This window comes from Streptococcus sp. VTCC 12905 (assembly GCF_049893385.1).
GTDB classification, from domain to species: domain Bacteria; phylum Bacillota; class Bacilli; order Lactobacillales; family Streptococcaceae; genus Streptococcus; species Streptococcus suis_AA.
The window spans coordinates 12,551-34,829 of the sequence record NZ_JBMVJC010000002.1 but is presented as its reverse complement, the minus strand read 5'-3'; the positions used below and the strand labels follow the sequence as shown (position 1 = coordinate 34,829).

General features: G+C 39.8%; 19 protein-coding genes and 1 pseudogene. 6 read left to right on the top strand and 14 right to left on the bottom strand.

Going from position 1 to position 22,279, the window contains the following annotated elements; genetic code table 11:
- Positions 1-64: 64 nt before the first annotated feature.
- Positions 65-1,327 (top strand): PLP-dependent aminotransferase family protein, encoded by a 1,263-nt coding sequence (locus ACPC58_RS01040; RefSeq protein WP_130554364.1) that lies wholly within the window; start codon positions 65-67, stop codon positions 1,325-1,327.
- Positions 1,328-1,569: 242 nt separating this feature from the next.
- On the opposite strand, the gene ACPC58_RS01035 is transcribed toward ACPC58_RS01040, so the two are convergent.
- Complete coding sequence (locus ACPC58_RS01035; RefSeq protein WP_418127145.1) at positions 1,570-2,430, bottom strand: DegV family protein; 861 nt, start codon at positions 2,428-2,430, stop codon at positions 1,570-1,572.
- Positions 2,431-2,557: 127 nt separating this feature from the next.
- Between ACPC58_RS01035 and ACPC58_RS01030 the strand changes: the two are divergent.
- Positions 2,558-2,815, top strand: a pseudogene (locus ACPC58_RS01030) (TetR/AcrR family transcriptional regulator); the annotation flags it as partial.
- 173 nt (positions 2,816-2,988) lie between these two features.
- Here the strand turns inward: ACPC58_RS01030 and proC are convergent.
- The 4 genes from proC to ACPC58_RS01010 form a co-directional block, all read right to left on the bottom strand.
- Positions 2,989-3,774: a pyrroline-5-carboxylate reductase gene (proC, locus tag ACPC58_RS01025; protein ID WP_130554367.1), complete on the bottom strand. Its 786-nt coding sequence runs from the start codon at positions 3,772-3,774 to the stop codon at positions 2,989-2,991.
- A gap of 9 nt (positions 3,775-3,783) precedes the next feature.
- Positions 3,784-5,022, bottom strand: coding sequence for a glutamate-5-semialdehyde dehydrogenase (locus ACPC58_RS01020; protein ID WP_434064981.1), 1,239 nt, complete (start codon positions 5,020-5,022; stop codon positions 3,784-3,786).
- A gap of 249 nt (positions 5,023-5,271) precedes the next feature.
- A complete protein-coding gene (proB, locus tag ACPC58_RS01015; RefSeq protein ID WP_434064980.1) occupies positions 5,272-6,348 on the bottom strand; it encodes a glutamate 5-kinase in 1,077 nt (358 codons plus the stop codon).
- A gap of 336 nt (positions 6,349-6,684) precedes the next feature.
- Entirely contained in the window at positions 6,685-9,147 is a 2,463-nt protein-coding gene (locus tag ACPC58_RS01010; protein ID WP_217374805.1) for a bifunctional DnaQ family exonuclease/ATP-dependent helicase, read from the bottom strand.
- Between the two features lie 135 nt (positions 9,148-9,282).
- On the opposite strand from ACPC58_RS01010, the gene ACPC58_RS01005 reads away from it, so the two are divergent.
- A complete protein-coding gene (locus ACPC58_RS01005) occupies positions 9,283-9,921 on the top strand; it encodes an MBL fold metallo-hydrolase (protein ID WP_024396755.1) in 639 nt (212 codons plus the stop codon).
- A gap of 41 nt (positions 9,922-9,962) precedes the next feature.
- On the opposite strand, the gene ftsX is transcribed toward ACPC58_RS01005, so the two are convergent.
- The 6 genes from ftsX to ACPC58_RS00975 all read right to left on the bottom strand — a co-directional run bounded on the left by ftsX (position 9,963) and on the right by ACPC58_RS00975 (position 15,141).
- A complete protein-coding gene (ftsX, locus tag ACPC58_RS01000; RefSeq protein WP_434064979.1) occupies positions 9,963-10,892 on the bottom strand; it encodes a permease-like cell division protein FtsX in 930 nt (309 codons plus the stop codon).
- Positions 10,885-11,577, bottom strand: coding sequence for a cell division ATP-binding protein FtsE (ftsE, locus tag ACPC58_RS00995; protein WP_174845877.1), 693 nt, complete (start codon positions 11,575-11,577; stop codon positions 10,885-10,887). The genes ftsX and ftsE overlap by 8 nt, the downstream gene beginning before the upstream one ends.
- A gap of 200 nt (positions 11,578-11,777) precedes the next feature.
- Positions 11,778-12,873, bottom strand: a protein-coding gene (prfB, locus tag ACPC58_RS00990; RefSeq protein ID WP_434064978.1) for a peptide chain release factor 2 whose coding sequence is annotated in 2 segments (ribosomal slippage) — positions 11,778-12,800 and positions 12,802-12,873 — 1,095 coding nt in all. Because the reading frame shifts where the segments join, the coding sequence is not laid out codon by codon here.
- A gap of 34 nt (positions 12,874-12,907) precedes the next feature.
- Entirely contained in the window at positions 12,908-14,035 is a 1,128-nt protein-coding gene (queG, locus tag ACPC58_RS00985) for a tRNA epoxyqueuosine(34) reductase QueG (RefSeq protein ID WP_434064977.1), read from the bottom strand.
- A 40-nt stretch (positions 14,036-14,075) separates the two neighbouring features.
- Positions 14,076-14,564 (bottom strand): VanZ family protein, encoded by a 489-nt coding sequence (locus tag ACPC58_RS00980; protein ID WP_434064976.1) that lies wholly within the window; start codon positions 14,562-14,564, stop codon positions 14,076-14,078.
- Positions 14,565-14,823: 259 nt separating this feature from the next.
- The gene (locus ACPC58_RS00975) at positions 14,824-15,141 is read right to left on the bottom strand and encodes an NINE protein (RefSeq protein ID WP_434064975.1); all 318 of its coding nucleotides are present in this window, start codon (positions 15,139-15,141) and stop codon (positions 14,824-14,826) included.
- Positions 15,142-15,277: 136 nt separating this feature from the next.
- On the opposite strand from ACPC58_RS00975, the gene ACPC58_RS00970 reads away from it, so the two are divergent.
- Entirely contained in the window at positions 15,278-15,667 is a 390-nt protein-coding gene (locus tag ACPC58_RS00970) for a hypothetical protein (RefSeq protein WP_434064974.1), read from the top strand.
- Between the two features lie 125 nt (positions 15,668-15,792).
- Here the strand turns inward: ACPC58_RS00970 and ACPC58_RS00965 are convergent, their stop codons facing one another.
- From ACPC58_RS00965 to ACPC58_RS00955, 3 genes are all read right to left on the bottom strand, one after another.
- Entirely contained in the window at positions 15,793-18,477 is a 2,685-nt protein-coding gene (locus tag ACPC58_RS00965; protein ID WP_434064973.1) for a cation-translocating P-type ATPase, read from the bottom strand.
- Positions 18,478-18,704: 227 nt separating this feature from the next.
- Positions 18,705-19,091, bottom strand: a complete 387-nt coding sequence (locus ACPC58_RS00960; protein WP_318150829.1) for a DUF1934 domain-containing protein — start codon at positions 19,089-19,091, stop codon at positions 18,705-18,707.
- 9 nt (positions 19,092-19,100) lie between these two features.
- A complete protein-coding gene (locus ACPC58_RS00955; RefSeq protein WP_434064972.1) occupies positions 19,101-19,991 on the bottom strand; it encodes a TSUP family transporter in 891 nt (296 codons plus the stop codon).
- Positions 19,992-20,091: 100 nt separating this feature from the next.
- On the opposite strand from ACPC58_RS00955, the gene ACPC58_RS00950 reads away from it, so the two are divergent.
- A complete protein-coding gene (locus ACPC58_RS00950) occupies positions 20,092-21,402 on the top strand; it encodes an HD domain-containing protein (protein WP_217374798.1) in 1,311 nt (436 codons plus the stop codon).
- Positions 21,399-22,208, top strand: a complete 810-nt coding sequence (yidA, locus tag ACPC58_RS00945; protein WP_434064971.1) for a sugar-phosphatase — start codon at positions 21,399-21,401, stop codon at positions 22,206-22,208. The genes ACPC58_RS00950 and yidA overlap by 4 nt, the downstream gene beginning before the upstream one ends.
- Positions 22,209-22,279 lie beyond the last annotated feature (71 nt).

The window sequence follows — 22,279 nt, the reverse complement described above, 5'->3', positions numbered from 1 at the left end:
TTCTTGTCTTACTTGAAACAATGCTATATACTAATAGTAAATCATCTGTAAGGGGACAGTTGACATGACAAAATACCAGCAAATTATCTCAGACATTAACCAAGCTATTGAAAACCATACTTATAAACGTGGGCAAAAACTCCCATCAGTACGGCAACTTAGTCAAGCTTATCAGTGCAGCAAAGACACTGTACAAAAGGCATTGGTCGAACTTAAATACCAAAAGAAAATCTATTCTGTCGAAAAAAGTGGATACTACATCCTGGAAGACCAACATTTCAAGGAAGATATGGTCGATTTAAATCCAGCCGATTTTCAGGAATTACCATACGAAGATTTCCGCATTTGTCTTCATGAAAGCCTCATTGGAAGAGAAAACTATCTCTTTAACTACTACCACCAACAAGAAGGACTGGCAGAATTGATTTCATCTGTCCAGAGCCTTCTAATGGATTACCATGTCTATACAAAAAAAGACCAGTTGGTGATTACCGCTGGTAGCCAACAGGCTTTGTATATTCTAACGCAAATGACATTTACCAATGACAAATCTGATATATTAATTGAAAAACCTACCTATTCACGGATGGTCGAACTCGTTCAACACCAAGGGATTCCTTATCAAACCATTGAACGCAACCTTGATGGCATTGACCTTGAAGAATTAGAATCCATTTTCAAAAAAGGAAAAATCAAATTTTTCTATACTATTCCTCGCTTGCATAACCCTCTCGGTTCAACTTATGACCTGGCCACTAAGACTGCCATTGTAAAACTTGCTTACCAATACAACGTCTACATCATTGAAGATGATTATTTAGCAGATTTTGACTCCAGCCACAGTCTTCCATTGCATTACCTTGATACAGACAATCGTGTCATCTATATCAAATCCTTCACCCCTACACTCTTTCCCGCACTACGAATTGGTGCAATTAGCCTTCCCAGCCAATTACGCGATGCTTTTATACAACACAAAAGCTTGATTGACTACGATACCAACCTCATCATGCAAAAGGCACTTTCACTGTATATTGATAATGGCATGTTTTCACGAAATACACAGCACCTTCATCAAATACACCACGTACAGTGGAATAAAACGAAAGAATACCTCAATCAACATTCTCTATCCGTTCCATATCGTATTTCAAAAGGAAGTGTAACCTTTCAAATTGAAAAAGGAACCGTGACGCCTGCCATTCAACAGCAAATCAGAATGAGTCAATTTTTTGAAGGCGAAAAGCATGATTTCCTCCAATTGCACTATGGGGAGGATCTACCAGAGAGGTTGGATATGCTTCAGCAACGATTGCAATCCAAATAAATCGAATAAACAAATTCCCTTCAGCTTTTGTGCCGAAGGGAAATTTGGTTACATCATATTATAGTCGAATGAACGAGTTGTCATACAAGGAACTGAGGTGCAGGTAGCTAGAACAGCCTAAAGGCTGTTCTAGGTTGGAAATAAGTTATGCGAAACAAGTCACTTTCGTAGAGTAGGGCAAACCGAAAGTGACGATGTATCAAAGCTACAAATTCAAATGACCATAAATATTTGATTGAAAACTATTGGACGGAGGCCTCAATTTCATAGCCCATCAGTAATCCTCCGTCTTCTGCATAAAAACTGCACAATCCAGACGTTGCAACCTCATCAATGATGGCGGCAGGAAAACTATGTCGGACCAACTCTGAAAATTCTTGGAAAAACTTCACATTGTTACGGTGTGCCATCACAATGCGCCCTCCTTGATACCCTGCTTTCTTCATTTCTTCGAAAGCCGCTTTGACAGATTTTTTATGACCTCGCGCTTTTTGAAGCAACTCAAGTTTGCCCTCAGCACTCGCTTCACCAACCATTCGAATATTTAGCAGTCCAACAACTGTTCCAACCAGTTTGCTCAGACGACCATTCTTAACAAGATTATCCACCTTAGCCAATACGAAGAGAAGCTTACTATGGTTTTGGTAATAGGTGATGGCCTCTACTACTTGTGGGAAATCCAAACCTGTTCCAATCAACCGGTTGATTTCATCCACCAAAAGGTCCATTTCTCCACCGGCTGACAAGCTATCAATCAGGTGAATTTGAACTTCTGGATGCTCCTCCAAATACATATCTCTTGCTATCCGAGCTGCATTAAAGCTTCCTGACAAGCCACCAGTAATTGTCAAGACAATAATATGATCAGCTCCTTCAAAAGCGGACTGATATGCCTGAGGACTCGGACATGCTGAACCTGCTGCAACCTTAGAAGTTTCCATCACATGCATCATATGGTCAATATCCAAGCCTGCATCGTCAACGAATGCTTCATCTCCCACCTGAATTGTAAGTGGCACGCTAATAAATTCGGTATTTGGCGCCAGATTCGCTAATTGACGGTAATCACAGCCTGAATCTGCTACAATTTTCCATTTTGACATAGGATTCTCATTTCTAGTTTTACTTTTTTATTTGACAATAAATCTCTATTTACTTACAATTATATCATTAAACAATCCCAGCTGAAAGCATTTACTTTCAGACGTCACACAAGTGGAAAGGATAAATATGACCGAGCGTAAGATTTCACCCAAATCATTAAAAAATCTCTATCAATCTAATAAAGAAGCCAATCAGCTAACCAAGGAATCTATCGAAACTGCTCTGCTATTTCTCCTAGAGAAAAAAGAACTCAAGCAAATTTCGGTTTCCGAGTTAGTACGAAAAGCAGGGGTTTCTCGAAATGCATTCTATCGGAACTACAAATCAAAAGAAGAGATTCTAGAAGCCTATTACGAGCGAACTTCCAGCAACCTTAAAAAGAAATGGCATGATTTGCAGGACAAGGTTCAAAAAGACGGCGTCAAGCAAAGTTTTGCGGATTTTGTACAAGATCAAAAACGTAAAGCGGAGCAAAGCAAAACTATATCCAATGTCAGCCAATGGATCAAGGAAAAAACAAAGCGGGATTAAAAGTCCCGCTTTTTGTTGTTTTCTCTCTATTTTTTGCCTAATTTTCTAGTCTTTTTGAGGGCGGCGGCGACTGCCTTGATAACGGCGTAACGGAAGCCTTCTTTTTCAAGAGCCACCACGCCTGCAATAGTCGATCCACCTGGCGAGGTCACTTCTTGCCTCAACTGGGCTGGATGCTTGTCGCTGGATAATACCATTTGAGCAGTTCCAGCCAAGGTTTGTGCAGACAAAATTTTCGCATCCTCCGCTGTAAGACCATTCTGCACACCCGCATCTGTCAGGGCCTCAATCATCTGATAGACGAAGGCAGGTCCACAGCCCGCGATAGCCGTCGCAGCATCTATCAACTTCTCTGGCACTTGCTGTACCTTGCCAGATTTTTCTAAAATTTGTTCCAATAGCGGAGCGAGTTCTTGATTGACCACGCTATAGGTTGTCATGCCTTGGCCGATAGCGACAGGTGTATTGGGCATGATACGAATGAGTTTATCTGCAGACACAAATTCTTCCAGGCTGTTAAGGGTCACTCCTGCTGCCATGGAAATCCAGATAGCTGATGGATTCTGGCTAATCTGGTCCTGTAATCCTGATAAGACTGACTGAATTAGGTGAGGCTTGACCCCAAGAAAAATCACCTCGGCCTGCTCTGCTATTTCCCCATTAGAAAAAAGCTGACCTCCCACCTTCTCTTGAAGAGCATGAGCTTTTACTGGGTTGTGGTTGCTGAGGAGGAGCTGGGTGTCTGCCTGCTGGCTGACCGCTTGAGCTAGAGCCGCTCCCATATTGCCCAGTCCAATAAATCCAATCTTCATCTTGTCCTCCTAACGAATATGGCCGTCGCCTGTGATGATGTACTTGTAAGTTGTCATTTCACGCAGTCCCATTGGACCACGAGCGTGCATCTTCTGGGTAGAAATGCCCAGCTCGCAGCCCAGACCAAACTCGCCACCGTCAGTAAAACGGGTCGAGGCATTGACATAAACAGCCGCCGAATCCACATAGAGTGTGAAACGCTCTGCCATCTGGCTGTTTTCCGTCACAATGGCCTCGCTATGTCCAGTCGAATGTTGGCCAATGTGTCTGATGGCTTCTTCTACACTTGAAACGACTTTGACTGCCAAGACATAATCCAGAAACTCGGTATCAAAATCTCGATCGCCTGCTGGTGTGGAGTGCTTGAGAATAGCCTGCGCCTGACTATCGGCGCGGAACTCCACCTGACCAGCCAGAGCTTCTTCTAAGCGAGGTAGGAATTGGCTGGCAATTTTTTCATGGACCAACAAGACTTCCGCCGCATTGCAGACTGAGGGACGACTGGTTTTAGCGTTGACTACAATCTGAAGAGCCTTATCCAAATCCGCATCCTTATCTACATAGACATGGCAGATACCAGTGCCTGTTTCGATAACAGGAACTGTTGCATTTTCAACAACAGCTTGAATCAAACCTGCGCCACCACGAGGCACCAACAGGTCAATCTTACCTTTGGCAGTCATCAATTCCGTCGCAGAGACACGGCTGGTATCTTGGACTAACTCGATGACCTTTGACGAAAGACCGGCTTGCTCCAAACCTGCCTTGAGGGCTATGACAATGGCCTGGGCCGAATGAAAAGCTTCCTTGCCACCACGCAAGATGACTGCATTTCCGCTCTTGATTGCCAAGGCTGCGGCGTCTGAAGTCACATTTGGACGGCTTTCGTAAATCATCCCTACCAAGCCAAAGGGAATAGACTTCTTACTAATCTTCAACCCATCTGCCCGAGTGGATTCTTCCAAGGTCAAGCCAACTGGATCTGGCAAACCTATCAAGGCACGAATACCGTTCGCCATCGCTTCAATCCGTTCAGCAGTCAAGAGCAATCTATCTTGCATCACTTGGCTAATCTTGCCTTTGGCATTTTCCATATCGATGGCATTGCCGGCTAAAATTTCCTCAGTCTGAGCAACCAACTGGTCTGCCATTGATGATAGGGCTTGATTTTTTTGTTCTGTTGTCGCTAGGTTGATAGAGGCTTTGTGAGCCAATAAACTGTCTAATAAAGCTTGTGTTGTTGCCATTTTTTTCTCCTTGTAAGTCTTTCAGTTTGATTTTTGAGTAGCCCCCGACTATACGAAAGATAGTTGGAACCTGGAGATAGAACGAATGTGGTTTATATCAGATAGAAAGTGGGACTGGTTAATGAAGTTAGTTTAACCAGACGAGTCCATTCACCCACCTAATTACAAGTCTTTTATTGTAAAAAGTGGGGCTGAAAGCCTCGACTGAAACTTTTCACTCGACGAAGCAATAAAAGATAAATTATTTGACTATAAACTAACCCAATCGTTTCGGTGAATCAACACACCTTCTGCTCTGCCATTTTTCAACTTGTTCTGCAAGTCTTCGGACGATAGTTTGACCCGACCTTTGCCAATCAAACGATGTTCACTTTGGCTATATACTTCGACAACCTGTCCTACACCAAAATCACCTTCGATATTTTTTACACCTGCTACTAACAAACTTCGACCTTGATGCAACATAGCTTCAACAGCCCCTGCATCCACTTCAACAGTCGCATCAGTCCGAGCATAGAAAGCCATCCACTGTTTTCGTTGATTCATGGCATGTTCATCTGCTAAGAACAAGGTTCCTTTATTAGTCTGACTAACAGCCTGAAGCAAAGCGGTATCTTCTTTGGAAGAACAAATAAATACAGGCACACCTGACTTGGTTGCAATCTGAGCTGCTTGTAGTTTAGTAGTCATGCCTCCTGTCCCATTAGACGAACCAGCCCCTGCAGCCATGGCAAATAGATCTTCCGTGATTTCTTTAATTTCAGGTATATGCTCTGCTGTGGGATCACTATTGGGGTTTGCAGTATATAGCCCGTCCACATCTGTCAACAAGACCAGAAGATCTGCCTTTAAGAGAGAGGCAACTTGAGCAGACAAAGTATCATTATCCCCCACCTTAATCTCCTCAATGGCAATGGTGTCATTTTCATTAATAATGGGAATCGCACGTTGTTTAAGTAAGACTTGCAAGGCCTGAGAAGCGTTCCGATATCGTCGTGCGTCAGCAAAATCATCTTGCGTTAATAGAATTTGCGCTGATACAATACCATCTTTCATCAAATTTTGCGTATATTCCTCAATCAAAAGCCCTTGTCCCACTGCCGCAGAAGCCTGTTTTTCTGCAATTTTCGTCGGTCGCTTATCAAACCCCAATCTTCTAAATCCTGCAGCAATAGAACCTGAGGTTACCAATACGATTTGATAGCCCTTTTGATGGAGTTGAGCCAATTGATTGGTAATACGAGCTATTTTAATTCGATCCAGACTTCCATTGTCTTGTGTCAGGGAACTAGTTCCCACCTTAAATACTATTGTTTTTTCAGTCATCGTAGCTTCTCTCTCAAAGTAATATTTGAAAAATTATACCATAGAATCAAATATTTTTCTATATTATTAACGGAAAAAAGAGCACGCTATACGCATGAAGAAAATGCATGTAACTATTTTCTAGCTACAAGCATTTTTCAAAATATTTTCACAAAATGTACACACTTGCATTGGTATATCCTCATTTTCATCTACTCTATTACAAAATTTCAGGATAAAATATAACTTTTCATGAAAAATAGTTATCTGAAAACAAAGTTTCCTTCATGCGTATATCATGAAAAAAAAGGCTAGACTAGTCACGTCTAGCGATCTTATTGTTTGTCAATCCGCAACTCATTCTTCAAAATATTGCTGCAATGTCCCACAAATTTCTTTTTCATCTATTTTCGTTAGTTGATAATCTTTCTGTAAAAAGGAAAGAATTTGGTGCCCATATCGTTTTGTATAGACCCTGTTATCTAAAACCAATACAATCGATTTTTGAGCTGAATGACGATTGGTCCTTCCAATAGCCTGTTTTAATTTGATCATCATCATTGGCAAGTTATAATCGTAAAAAGGATTCTTCCCTTCATTTCTCAAATGATCATTTATTTTCTGGACAAAACGATCCTTCGGATTTTCAAAAGGTAACCGAGTGATGACTTGAATCAATTGATTATGGCTTGAAAAGTCTACACCCTCCCAGAACATTCCTGTTCCAAGCAAGAGTTGACATTCTCCACGCTCAAATTTTCGTTTTAATGTTATTTCCTGACCATGTTTATGTTGAGCCAAATGAGGAAGATCGTACTGATCTAGTAAATCAGAAACCTGTAATAGTAAAGAAATGGATGTAAATAAAACCAAGATCGGTTTGCCCAGCTCTGCTATTTCAATCAAATGACCTGCCAGATAATCAGCGTGTTCGACTTTTGACAATTTTATGATGTCTGGAAGATTCGTTGGAAAAATAATTTCTTGGTTTTCCACTTTTTTGGTTGGCAATAAATCCATTGTAGCCTGTTCAAATCCCAATAGGTCAGATAGATTTATCTGATTACTGATAACCAAGGTAGCACTGATACAGAAGATCTTAGACTTTGGTAATAGACTTGCTACATTTAGCAAGCCATCCTTTGCTCCTCTCAAATAAGCAACACGCTTTTCCTCTAATACCTTTTCTTCCAGCCAAAATGCATCATAATAATCCAAAAACTGCGATAATTCACGCAAATCACTATCCTGTAATTCAGTCAAATTTTGACGAACCTGCGCCAGTTCCTCTTTATGAATTTCTCGGTAACCACTCTGTCGAAAACGAGTCAAAAAATGACTGAGCTCAAACTGACTCGATTCAAACAAGCGCTGTTCCAATATCGAATCAGCTTTGTCCTTTTTGCTTTGCAAGAGCTGTAAAATAACTCCCAATTCTTGTGAATCAGTCGCTAAGTTTTCAGCAGCCAGTAGAAATTTCTGCGCCTCGTCAATCACCACGATACGGTGAGCCATGAGAGGATCTTGATCCTTGAGATGATGAAGGAAATAGGCATGATTCGTGATGAGCAATCGACATGACTGTGCTTGTTGATTTAGTCTTCTCCAAAAATCCCACTCCCAAAACAAACTCTCGGAATCTATCGTCCCATCATGGCTAATTTCGTCAAAATAAGCCTGATAACGCTGTTTTTGCTTCAACTCATCTAAGTCACCTGAATGAGTTTCAGTCAGCCAAACCAGCACTTGCATTTTGAATAAATTGACAAGTCGATTGCTTTCCTTTTTTTGCAAAGATTTCCAAAATTTATCCAAATCTATAAAATGCTTTGGGGATTTTATAGAGACGATTGGGATATGAAATATTTCTTGTAATTTACATCCTTCATTTTCTATGATTTGCTCTTGGAGGAGTTTCGTTGGAACAGTCACTAATAATGGCTGATCTGTTTTGGCAAGAAGAGGAAGCAGATAGCCATAAGTCTTCCCTAGTCCTGCTTGTGCCTGAATAAAATGCACACTTTCTTGATCATCCAATCGTTTTTCAACAACTGTTGCAAAAGCTGTTTGGTTTTTCCGTTCGTGCAAGCCTAGTAGAGCGATGTTGGTCAAAAAATCTTCGGACAGATGATAAGCCTGCTTTGTTTCAAGTGGTCTTTTAAGTACCAATCCATGAACTACCTCGAAACTTTCTGACAGATTATCTGACAAATATGGAACCATCTCATCAATAACCAATCGACTCTCAAAAAGCAACTGATCAGCTAAGAGCAAGAGATTCTCCACCATGAAAGTGGGGAGACTTTTAATTTTCTCTTGAATTTTGATGAGCAACCGAGCGGTTGCCAAGGCATCAGAAATGGCCGTATGAGCCTGTTCTAAACCCAAATCCAAATATTCCGCCAAATTCCCCAGACTATATTTATCAAAGGTCGGAAAGAAAAGTTGGGATAACTCAACCGTATCTACCCTTGGAGACAACAAATCATAGCCCTCAAAAAAGAGAGCCTCAGCCAACAAGTTTGCATCAAATTTAACATTATGAGCTACAAAAATTGCATCACTAATCAGCTCATAGATTTTTCCAGCAACTTGTCCAAAGTCAGGTGCAATAGCCAACTGCTGGTCCGTAATCCCTGTTAAATTTTTTATATGGTCATCTAATAATTCATAGGGATTAATATCTGTGGAATAGGTCTCTACTATTTCCCTATTTTCAACGATAACAATCCCGATTTGAATAATTTTTGCATCAATACCAGTCCCCGTAGCTTCCAAATCTACTACTGCGTATCGATTGCTTGTACTAGTTATATCCATAATGACATTATAGCATATTCCATTTATAGGCAAAAGCTCCAAACAAAATCCATGAAGAATACCATTTTTTTTGTTACACTAAAACCGTCTTTGATTTTGTATAGACTAATATGAATGAAAATTAGGGGAGCGAACATGAAAATCCATAAAACAATCAATCCAGTGGCCGTCCAAAATACCTATTATCTTGAAAGTGATACCCATCTGATTGTAGTAGATCCTGGTAGCGATTGGAACAAGATTCATGATAAGATTGAACAAATTGGAAAACCAATTACTGCAATACTCTTAACCCATACTCATTACGATCATATTATGAGTTTGGACATTCTACGTGAAACCTACCACTTTCCACCAGTATATGTTGCAGAAAGTGAAGCTAGCTGGCTTTACACACCAGAAATGAACCTGTCCGGACTACCTCGTCATGACGATATGGAAAATGTCATTTGCAAACCCGCAGAACAAATCTTTCAGTTTGAAAAAGAATACAAATTTGATGGATTTCATTTTATAGTGGTTCCCACACCTGGCCATTCGATTGGTGGTGTATCCTTCATCTTCCCTGAAGAAGAATGCGTAATTACAGGTGATGCCCTATTTCGTGAAACCATTGGTCGGACAGACCTTCCTACAAGTAATTTTGAAGACCTGATTTATGGAATCCAAAATAATTTATTTACTCTGCCAAATCACTATACTGTCTACCCTGGTCATGGACAAAATACGACCATTGCCCATGAAAAAAATTTCAACCCATTTTTTAAGCGATAAAAAAAATCCTGAGAAGCAACTTCTCGGGATTTTTTCTAAATTTAAATCTTTAAATAACGGTTCATTGAAATGAGAGAGCCTAAAGAACCTATGAGAATTCCGATAACGAATAAAGTACCAATCATAGCTGGAATGAACACATTTAAGCTAATTAAAGAAAGATCTTGACTAGCTAAACTACTGTTTACAGAAGTATAAATTAACTTATATAAGAAATATACAATTATAGATGGGATAATGGCTCCTAGCAAACCGACCCATGCACCTTCCCATAAAAAAGGGCCACGAATGTAACTATTTTTTGCCCCCACTAAACGCATGATTTGAATTTCACGACTACGTGAAATAATCGTAATACGAATCGTATTCGAAATTAGGAAGATAGCGGTGAATAATAACAGTCCTGTTGCAGCTAAGCCCCATGTACGAACCATATCAGCCAATTTAAAGATTCGTTCTGTTTCCACTTCACCGTCACGTACTTCAGTTACACCATCAATTTTTGCAATTTCAGCAGCGACTGATTTAACATACTGAGGTTCCGTCGTATCAACAACATAAGCATCATAAAGTGGATTAGCATCCCCTTGGAACAAGTTCCACGTTTCACCTAAGGTTTCCGTTAGTTTTTTCAACTGGTCATCTTTACTTGAATATGTTACAGTTTCGACATTTTTAAGTGCTGTAATTTTATTGTATACTGTCTTGTAATCTGGATTAGCAACTGTTTGTCCCTCATCATTTACAATCGTTTCAGCTTGATCAGTAGAATTTGCACGAAGATAGACATTTATGCGAACATTTTGCTCCAAATCAGAAGCAAGTTTAGCTGTATTTAAAATGACAGAAGCAAACAGTCCCACTAAAGTAAGAGTAATGGTTACGGAAGAAATAGCGGCAATTGTCATCCAACCATTTCGTTTTAGGCTTTTCAATGACTCAATAAAGTGTCTAAAAAATCGATTATTCATCGTATCCGTACGCTCCTTCTACTTCATCACGTACCACATGACCATCTTCGATAGCTATAACACGGTGACGAAGTGTGTTTACGATTTGGCTATTATGTGTCGCCATTAAAATCGTTGTCCCTTGTAAGTTAATTCTTTCTAAAAGATTCATAATCTCCCATGAGTTTTCGGGATCCAAGTTACCAGTTGGTTCATCAGCAATCAATACCTTAGGATTATTTACAATTGCACGTGCAATTGCAATCCGTTGTTGCTCACCACCCGAAAGTTCATTTGGAAATGAGCGAATCTTATGCTTCAAACCAACCAAATCCAATACTTCCATCACACGCTTTTTGATATTACGAGGTTTTTCTCCGATTACCTCCATTGCATAAGCAATATTTTCAAAAACTGTTTTTTTAGGTAGAAGTTTATAATCTTGGAAGACAACCCCAACACTACGACGTAAAAGAGGGACATCCCTTTTCTTAATCGTAGCTAAATCAAATTTACCAACTTTAAGACTCCCTTTGTCAAGCTTTTCCTCACGATACAAAAGTTTGATAAAGGTCGACTTACCAGCACCAGAAGGACCCACAATGTATGCGAATTCTCCTGCTTCAACACTGACCGACACACCACGTAGGGCTGTCGTTCCGTTACCATATTTCTTGGTAACATCCTTCATTTCTATTATTCCCATAGGATTTCCTGTCTTAGACAGACCTTTCTTTAGATTTGAGAACCAGTATTCACTGTTCAGCACTTCCATCTAAGTCTAGTTTTTCAGCTACTTATAGTTCGTTTTTTTCAAAGTACAGTCAGCATTCTCTCAAAAAACTTCCTTGATTAGCTGAAAAACTACCTCTTAAATATAAGTACTTTACTTGTAAATACAAATTGTTAGCTAATTCGCCATTTTAAATATGCGTCTATAAAGCCGTCCAAGTCACCGTCCATCACTTTGTCAACTTGAGCCACTTCATAACCAGTACGATGATCCTTTACCATTGTATAGGGGGTAAAGACATACGAACGAATCTGACTTCCCCAAGTAATTTCTTTCTTATCACCCTTGAGTGAATCCACTTCGGCCGCCTTCTTCTCCTGCTCCAATTGATACAATTTAGCCTGCAAGAGTTTCATTGCGCGGTCTCGGTTCCCATATTGGGTACGGTCAACAGTTGACTGTGTGACAATACCTGTTGGAATGTGAGTTAATCGAACACCTGTTGAAACCTTATTGACGTTCTGACCACCTGCACCACCTGAACGGAAGGTATCCATTTTCACTTCATCATCTCGGATTTCAATTTCAATGGTATCATCCAATTCTGGCATCACCTCTACAGATGTAAAAGAAGTATGCCGACGCTTTGCCGAGTCAAATGGCGAGATACGTACCAAACGGTGAACTCCCATTTCTGACTTCAGCAAGCCATATGCATTGGGACCGGTAAAGCTAAGGGTTACGGATTTAATACCTGCCTCATCACCAGCTTGATAATCCAATGTTTCTACGGTAAAACCTTTGGCATTTCCATAACGCTGATACATCCTTAAGAGCATTTCTCCCCAGTCTTGTGCCTCAGTCCCACCAGAGCCTGGATGAATTTCCAAAATCGCATTATTGTGGTCGTAGGGTTCTGACAACAATAGGGTCATCTCGTAAGCAGTCATGGCTTTGTCCAATTCTGCCAACTTTTCAGCTAGTTCATCCCGAACAGACTCATCTTCCACAAGAAAATCTAGCAAAATTTCAGATTCATCATATAAATCCAACATCTGATGGAAATTTCCATAGGTATTTTTTAATTCATTCAACTCTTGAGACGTCTTCTGGGCTGCCAAATTATCATTCCAGAAGTCTGGCTCCGTCATCTTATTCTCAAGAATAGCAATCTCTTCTTTTAAACCTTCTAAGTCAAAGAGACCCCCTAAAAGAAGTTAATTTTTTGCCAAGTTCTTCAATCTTTTGGCGAAATTCTGCTGTATCCATATACACCTCATTTTGATTCATAATCTTTATTATATCACATTTGCAAGTCCTTGACCATGTTGAGAAAGGCTGCTTGCTCCGCTAATACGTCATCATTATCTGACGAAAGTCCTGCGATAAAAGCAATCATCTCTTCATTAGGTTGTTTCACTAACTGTCCCAGAGCCCAGATTGCCGTCGCCATGTGGATTGGATTTTGCTTCTTATCAATAATTTCTAGGAGTTTGGGAATAGCAGAGCGATCATTACTATTGGCCAAGGCTATGATGGCATTGCGCTGGAGAATGTTTTTCCCCCGCCAAGAGCCAGCAATCATGCCAAATTTTTCCTTGAACTGTCCATTCGACAAATCCAAAAAGGGTATTAACTCTGGTTCTGCCAAATCTGGATCGATCTCTACCACAGGTGGACTGGAAATTCCCTTGTTGTAAGGACAACAAATCTGGCAAATATCACAACCATAGATGACCGTCTTGATTTTCTTACGAAACTCCAAGTCCATCATACCCTTATCCTGGGTCTGAAAGGACAGACAGCGACGGGCATTCATGGTCGTGTCACCCAATAGACAAGACGTCGGACATGCTACAACACAGCGATTGCAGTCACCGCAATCGTAATCTACTGGTTGGTCTGGTTCGATGTCAAGGTTGGTCACTAATTCTCCTAGAAACATATAGGAACCAAATTCCTTAGAAATGACCAGCCCATTCTTACCGATAAAGCCAATTCCTGCGCGACGAGCGACCGCTGTATCCACCAAAGCTCCTGTATCTACCATAGCCCTGTATTCCAAACCATCCGTTAGTTTCTCAATTTCCCGTGCCAAACGCTCCATCTTATCTTGCAAGATATAGTGATAATCAAGTCCCCATGAATTAGGGGTAATCTTCCCACGTTTGTACTGGGTCTTCTGCGGTTTGACAGGCAAATGTCGAGGATAAGCTACCGCGATAGAAATGATGGTTTTGGCAGATTCTAACGACAGTTTAGGACGGATGCGTTCTTCAATGTTCTTATGTTCAAAACCTGACGAACGCCCTTCCTCTTGACTGGCTCGTAAAGATTTCTCTAGGTAATCAAAATCATCTGCAGTCGTAAAACCAATCTTCGAGATTCCGATTTCCTGAGATAATTTAATAATCTCTTCTTTTATATTCATTATCTTCATTTTAGCAAACTACAGACATATTTGGCAAGACTTACAGAGTTAAATAAGTTATTAATATGACAAAAACAGTTGCCGACAAACAAAGGATATTTACACGTGAATAAGCCTTTTCTCTCCAGATACTTGTCAATACATACATAATATTAATCCCTATAGCACCACCAAATCCATTAGCTAATAAATCAGTAATATCAGCAATTCCCAATAAAAAGACAAACTGCCACACTTCAAACACAAGACTAACCAATAAGATTATGCCTAGATTTGTAACCCAAGACGCCTTTCTAAAGAGCATCTCCATATACATACCAAATGGAATGAAACTGATTATATTGAATAGTATTTTTTGATAATTTAAAACACCATTATAAACGGCTTTGCCTGCTAATGGGATGAGGTTCAGACTTCCACTTTCATAACGCCCATACAAAACAGAAAGGTCCATTTTGTAAACAATCACCCACGTAAGCAAAAGGAGGTAGGTAATAAATAAAAATAGACTCATCTTTTTATCCTTCATAGCACCTCTCCTCACTGACATATTTTATAATTATACCATAAAATTAAGATTAAAAAATGTCACTTCTATGACAAAACACAAGACATGTTACAGCACCTTTACAGTTTTTTACATATGTAAAAAAGGACTGTTTCTTCAAAATCTCCTTTCATTCCCATTATGAAAAAGCTGTATTCTTGTACTGAAAAGTCTTATATTGATGGATTTGCAACATCAATCGTTCAAAATTCGCTTGCTTACAAGCCCGGATAATAAAGAATCAATCAATAAATTTCCACAAGTACACACCAATAAAAAATAAGAAACCTATCATAATAAATAGCGTTACAAACGAAATGATAAATGTGATTAATTTTGCAAACCCCAGTCCCTTATTTCCAACATAAAATTGATCCACTCCAAATTCACCGAAAAAAATAGCTAAAATAAGAGCAACTAGAGGCTGACGCATTTCACCCATCATGAGAGCATTTAAGGCTCCTTCATCCAAATCTTCCAACTCCTGTTGAAGAAGCAGTAACTTATCTGAAGGTAAATAACTACTTTTACTAAAAACATACTGCTGAAGATCATTCATATACTTTCTCACCTCATAAAAATTATAGCAGTTTCTTTCTTCTCAAACAAGCATTGAAAGGACAACCATTCCAGAATATATTTGCATGTTTTTTTCATTTTTTGCTATAATGAAACTGGATTACAAGGAGGTTCATATGAGAGTTATTATTCATTATCCAAAACCTATCAAACAACTATCCTCCCAAAAACTTCCACTTCTGGTAGATGGAAAAATTGCTGGGACAGTTACTCAAGGTAAAATTCTAAGCTTACCAATTACACAACCGTCTGTTTCACTAAGCGTTCAAGGGGATAAAAAGTCAGCCATTCAAGTTAAAGAAGGCGATAGGGTTCATATAGTGGAAAACAGCAAATACTTCACTCTCTACTATTTGAGTCTGGCAATCCTTCCAATTGTCTTTCTATTTGACTTACCAACTCTTGTCAAAACCATCCTCCTCGTACTAGCACTTGCCATTACTTTGTTAGGACATCTAATCTTTCCAAAATACATTATCCGTAGAGAAAAAAGCTCAGACCACTAAATCTGAGCTTTTTCAAATGATATAGTCTTCAGTTTGCTTTTAGTAAAAGGCAACGAGTCACAGGCTGTACTGAAGTACGGCAAGGCGAGTTAACGAATTAATAAAAGATAAGCTGAATAACTATATTAGATAGCTTTTTCATCCAATCCCATCTTACGTTGAACAAATTTAACAAGCTCTACAATAACAATCATAAGGCCTGAACCAATGATTGCTACTAACCATTGTGTCATACTTAGATGTGTCACATGGAAGAATGTATTAAATCCTGGAATGACAATCGTTGCCATCAGTAGCAAGAAGGCTGCCGCAATAGACCAGTTAAAGAGTCTGTTTTTAAATGGTCCAACTGTGAAGATTGATTGATACACTGATTTCACGTTAAATGCATGCACTAATTGAATCAAACCAAGAGTCAAGTAAGACATAGTCAACGCATCTGCATGGATTTCTTCATATGTGCTATGTTCAGGGAAAATTAGCGCAAAACCATATACACCTAAAACTAACGCAGCTTGAAGAATACCTTGGTAAATAATAGAACTCATAACACCGCCTGAGAAGAAACTTGAGTTACGTCCACGAGGCTTGTGTTGCATCACACCAGGTTCAGCTGGTTCAACACCAAGGGCAATAGCTGGAAGAGTATCCGTTACCAAGTTAATCCATAAAAGATGAACTGGATCAAGTACATCCCAACCAAAGAGAGTTGCAAGGAAAATACACAATACTTCTGCAGTATTTGCTGACAAAAGGTACTGAATTGTCTTTTGAATATTTGAGAAGACCTTACGTCCTTCTTCAACCGCTACGATGATAGTAGCAAAGTTGTCATCTGCAAGAACCATATCAGATGCACCTTTAGAAACTTCTGTACCCGTAATACCCATCCCAATACCGATATCAGCAGTCTTAAGAGATGGCGCATCATTCACACCATCACCAGTCATAGCGACGACCTTGCCTTCGTTTTGCCATGCTTTTACAATACGAACCTTGTGTTCTGGGGAAACACGAGCATAAACTGAATATTGTTTGAAAACTTTTTGGAATTCTTCATCTGTCAACTCATTGAGCTCAGCACCTGTGAATACACAGTCTTCAGTATCATTTGGATCAATAATACCAAGACGTTTCGCAATTGCTTCAGCAGTATCTTGGTGGTCACCAGTAATCATGATTGGACGGATGCCAGCTTCCTTAGCAACACGGACTGCTTCAGCCGCTTCAGGACGCTCAGGGTCAATCATACCAACCAAGCCTGAGAAGACAAGATCATTTTCAACAATGTCTGATTCCATAGTAGGCACAGCATCTACATACTTGTAAGCCATCATCAAGACACGAAGTGCTTGTTTGGCCAAGTCCTTGTTAATAGCAAGAATAGCCTTTTTATCTGCATCTGTGATTGGACGGATTGTTCCATTTTCTTCGATTTGCGTTACACGTTTCAACAACTGGTCTGGAGCACCTTTGACAGCTACAAAGAAATTACCTGCAGCTTGTTGGTGAACTGTTGACATCAACTTACGTGTTGAGTCAAATGGTAATTCTGCCACACGAGGCTCAGAAACCAATACTTCACGAACGTCAAAGTTTTGATCCAAACCAAATTGAACAAGTGCCGTTTCAGTTGGATCACCAATCAATTTGCCTGTTGGGTCAACTTTTGTATCGTTGGCAAGGTTCATAACACGAAGCGTTGTATTGCTTGCATCCAAAGCTTCTTTAGCATCAATCAATTGACCGTTTGTATAGACTTTCTCAACAGTCATTTGGTTCATAGTCAATGTACCAGTCTTATCTGATGCAATGATTTCAGTTGAACCAAGAGTCTCAACGGCTGGCAATTTACGAATGATAGCGTTTCGTTTAGCCAATACTTGAGTACCAAGTGAAAGGATAACTGTTACAATGGCAGGCAAACCTTCAGGAATGGCTGCAACCGCAAGGGCAACAGATGTCATAAGGGCTGGCAAGATTCCTTCACCACGTACAAAAACTGAAACAGCCATAGTAATGGCAGCAATTGCAAGAATGGCATAGGTCAATACCTTGGACAATTGGTTCAGATTTTGTTTCAACGGTGTGTCTATTTCATCAGCATTAGCCAGCATTCCGGCGATGTGACCAACTTCAGTGTACATACCAGTATTCGTTACAACACCCAAACCACGACCATAGGTAACATTTGAGTTTTGGTAGGCCATATTAACACGGTCACCGATCGGTGCATCTTCTGCTAAAACTACTGATGAATCTTTATCAACCGGTACAGATTCACCTGTAAGAGCTGCCTCTTCAATTTTGAGGGAGTTAACTTCCAACAAACGCATATCAGCTGGGACAACATCGCCTGCTTCAAGCAAAACGATGTCCCCTGGTACTAAGTCTTTAGAATCCACTTCGACTACATGGTTGTCACGAAGCACACGCGCCACTGGACTTGACATGTCTTTCAGCGCTTCAATGGCCGCCTCTGCTTGACCTTCTTGATAAACACCAAAAGCAGCGTTCAAAACAACTACGGCCAAGATGATGATGGCATCCGTCAAACCGCGAGAACCTTCTGTAATCACCGTCAAGATAGATGCAGCAATCAAAATAATAATCATCAAGTCTTTGAACTGATCTAAGAATTTAGCTAGAAGGGTACGCTTTTCACCCTCTTCCAATTCGTTACGACCATATTCTGCTAGACGTTTGCTTGCCTCATCACTAGACAAACCGTCTAAAGAAGACCCCATGCTTGACAATACTTGCTCTTCGCTCTGTGTATAAAACAAATCGCGTTTTTGTTCTTTTGACAATTTCCTTCTCCTTCTCGGTCCCTTTTTTACTTACAAATAAAAAAGAGACCTGTCTTATTAAAACAAGTCTCGCTATTTAATATATTGCCGGAAACAAGTCGGATTGACGACAATATCACGGATGAATCCGCTAGCTACTCCCTCGGTTTGATTTCTATTATACCAAAAATCCTCAGGAATTCAAGAAATATTTTCTTGAAAAAAATCATATGACAATTTTTCCCGACTTATTTCCATGAAATCGCCATATCATAGGAAGCAAACCGCTGTTGATTTTCCAATCCCATTAAATCATATTGCAGACGCAAGTGTTGTTCCGAGCGATTCAGCTGATAATTTTTAGTATTGGTTACAAAATGCTGAATCCCCATCGGTGTGGGAATGGTCACAATAACCTCTTTGTTAGAAATAAATCGCATGATAGACTTGGGAGTTGAAAAACGTGTCATGACAAGTTCTTCGTCATCACATTTGATAACAACTTTTTCTGCCTCGTCATTTACGAAAATTAGATAAAGATGCCCATCTTTTTCCTTAACTTCTACTTGAAATCGCTGATCAATGATTTCAACCTTTCCATCTAAATCGATTTCATTTTGTAATCGAATATGCATGTGTTCCTCCTACTCTTTATTTATTCTTGGAACAAAGGACGAGCGCAATAATGTAAATCCTGTATAGGAAGCAATGAAAACTACCAAAATTTTCAAATGGTTTGTATCTAAATTTGACAGGAAAAAGGCTGCTGTCAGAACACCTAATACTCCACCGACGATAATCCCAGGTACACCAGGCCAGTTGACTCGACCAGATTGGATAAACTGCTTGGCACCAGCTGTCATAATCATAGCAGCATTAAGCATCATAACAGGAAGAGCAACAGCGGGACTGATTCCCATCAATGAGAAGAAGATTAATTCCGGTGCATAGTTCCCAAGTCCCATACTCATCAACATCCCTACCATGAAGTCAAAGACCATCCCAAGTGCTAATTTCAACCCTGTTAAGCCCCTCACTTCATTTGTCAGATCCGCACCAGGATTGGTTAACATACGATAAACCATGAAACCTGCTGCAAGCACAAGTAAAATCCCCAAAATCCGTTGTACCTTCTGAGTATTCCAGGTCTGAGTAACCTTTGCCCCAACAAACGCTCCAGTAAAAGCTGCCGCTGCCATTGCAATAAGTGTCACAATGTCAACCTCGACAATTGTTATAAAAAGCAAGGCTTCTACTAAGACTGGGATAATATGAGCTGTTGTCATCGTGGCTGGAATTCTTCGGTCATCCTCCACCAACTTTGTTAGCTTAAACATGGTTGTAGTCGTCGCAAATGTACCAATCCCCAAGGTGTCTAGCAGATCTGTGACATACCCAATGCCAAATCCTGTCCAAAATTTTTCAGTTAGAGAAATCTTATGTTTTTTTGCATAAGATAAAATGGTATAGAGCATCCAAATAATCAAACCGATAATGAGTATTTGGATGGCCCATAATATTAATTGATATTTCATTCCTCCATTATACTGAAAAAAGAAGACTTGGTACATAACAATATCCTTGTGTTTTAGAAAAAATAAGGAAAATATTAGCTTTTTCTGCTATAATGAAAGTATGATTGAAAAAGTATTTCGTGACCCCGTTCACAACTATGTTCACGTCGAGCAAGAACTTATTTACCATCTGATTAATACAAAAGAATTTCAACGACTACGACGCATCAAGCAGTTAGGAACAACTTCCTATACCTTCCATGGTGGTGAGCATAGTCGCTTTTCACATTGTCTCGGTGCCTATGAAATTGCCAGAAGAATCACTCAAAAATTTGAAGATAAATACCCAGATACTTGGGATTCAAATGAATCACTTTTGACCATGGTCGCGGCTCTATTACATGACGTCGGTCATGGTGCTTATTCTCATACCTTTGAGCGCCTATTTGATACCGACCATGAGGAAATGACGTGCACTATCATAACTAGCCCTGAAACTGAAATCAATGCATTACTGAAACAAGTATCCCCTGATTTTCCAGAAAGAGTAGCCAGTGTGATTAACCATACTTACCCAAATAAACAGGTCGTTCAATTGATTTCTAGTCAAATTGACGTTGACCGCATGGATTATCTGCTACGAGATTCATATTTTACAGGTGCCAGCTACGGTGAATTTGACCTGACTAGAATATTGCGTGTCATTCGTCCTACAGAAAATGGCATTGCCTTTAAAGAATCTGGTATGCATGCGGTTGAGGATTACGTTCTCAGTCGTTACCAAATGTATATGCAAGTCTATTTCCATCCAGCAAGTCGCTCAATGGAGGTTTTGTTACAAAACTTACTCAATCGGGCAAAACTTCTGTATACTAGCGAGCAAGACTTCTTTGCGCGCACTTCCCCTCGCCTCTTGCCATTCTTTGAACATCGTATTCGTCTAACAGACTATCTCGCACTTGATGATGGCGTGATGAACACCTATTTTCAGTCTTGGATAGATGGTCCTGACCGTATTTTATCTGATTTAGCAGAACGATATATCAATCGAAAGGTATTTAAATCTATTACATTTAAGAGCAATCAAGAAAATCAGTTGGATATTCTACGAAGTATTGTCGCTAAAGTAGGTTTTGATCCAGAATACTATACCGCAATCCACCACAATTTTGATTTACCTTATGATATATACAGACCAAATGCCGAAAAGAAACGAACACAAATTGAAATCTATCGTAAAGACGAAAGTTTGGTAGAGCTTTCTACTCTATCACCAATTGTCCACTCCCTATCTGGGACTATCCATGGCGACAGCCGATTTTATTTCCCAAAAGAAATGTTAGTGGATACAGGTATATTTGCCGAACAAAATGCTACTTTCCTTAGCTATATACATAATGATCATTTTAACATAGGAGACCTTTCTTCATGAGTATTAAACTTGTTGCTATCGATATTGATGGTACTCTTTTAAATAGCCAACGCCAAATTACGGCCGAAGTTCATGCAGCCATTCAAGAGGCCAAAAAAGCGGGTGTAAAAATTGTTATTGCTACAGGCCGCCCTATTTCTGGAGTCCGTGCCATCTTGGAAGAGCTCAACTTAACAGACACTGGTGACTATGTCATCACCTTTAACGGGGGACTGGTACAGGATGCCGCAACTGGTGAAGATATTGTAAAAGATACATTAAGCTATGATGACTATTCAGATATTGAATTGGTTGCTCGTAAATTTAACCTGCCCATGCATGCAAGTACAAAAGAAGGAATCTACACGGCCAACCGCAATATCGGAAAATACACTATCTACGAATCAACACTTGTAAGTGCTCCTATTTTCTACCGCACTCCTGAAGAAATGGTTGGTAAAGAGATTATCAAGACAATGATGGTAGACGAACCTGAAATCCTTGACGCTGCTATCCCACTACTTCCAACTAGTTTGACGGAGAAGTACAACGTGGCAAAATCAGCACCATTTTATTTGGAAATCACCCCTAAAACTGTTAACAAGGGACAAGCTATCATTCATCTAGCGGAAAAACTTGGTTTAACTATGGATCAAACGATGGCTATTGGTGATCAAGAAAATGATCGTCCAATGTTGGAGGTTGTTGGAAATCCAGTAGTCATGGAAAATGGTAATCCTGAACTGAAGAAAATCGCCAAGTATATCACCAAGTCAAACGATGAAGATGGTGTCGCATATGCATTAAGAGAATGGGTTCTAAAATAGTCTTGACTCTCATCTCTTTATCTCATAAATTAGAATTTGAAAAGGACTTAGATTTTGAAATCTAAAGTCCT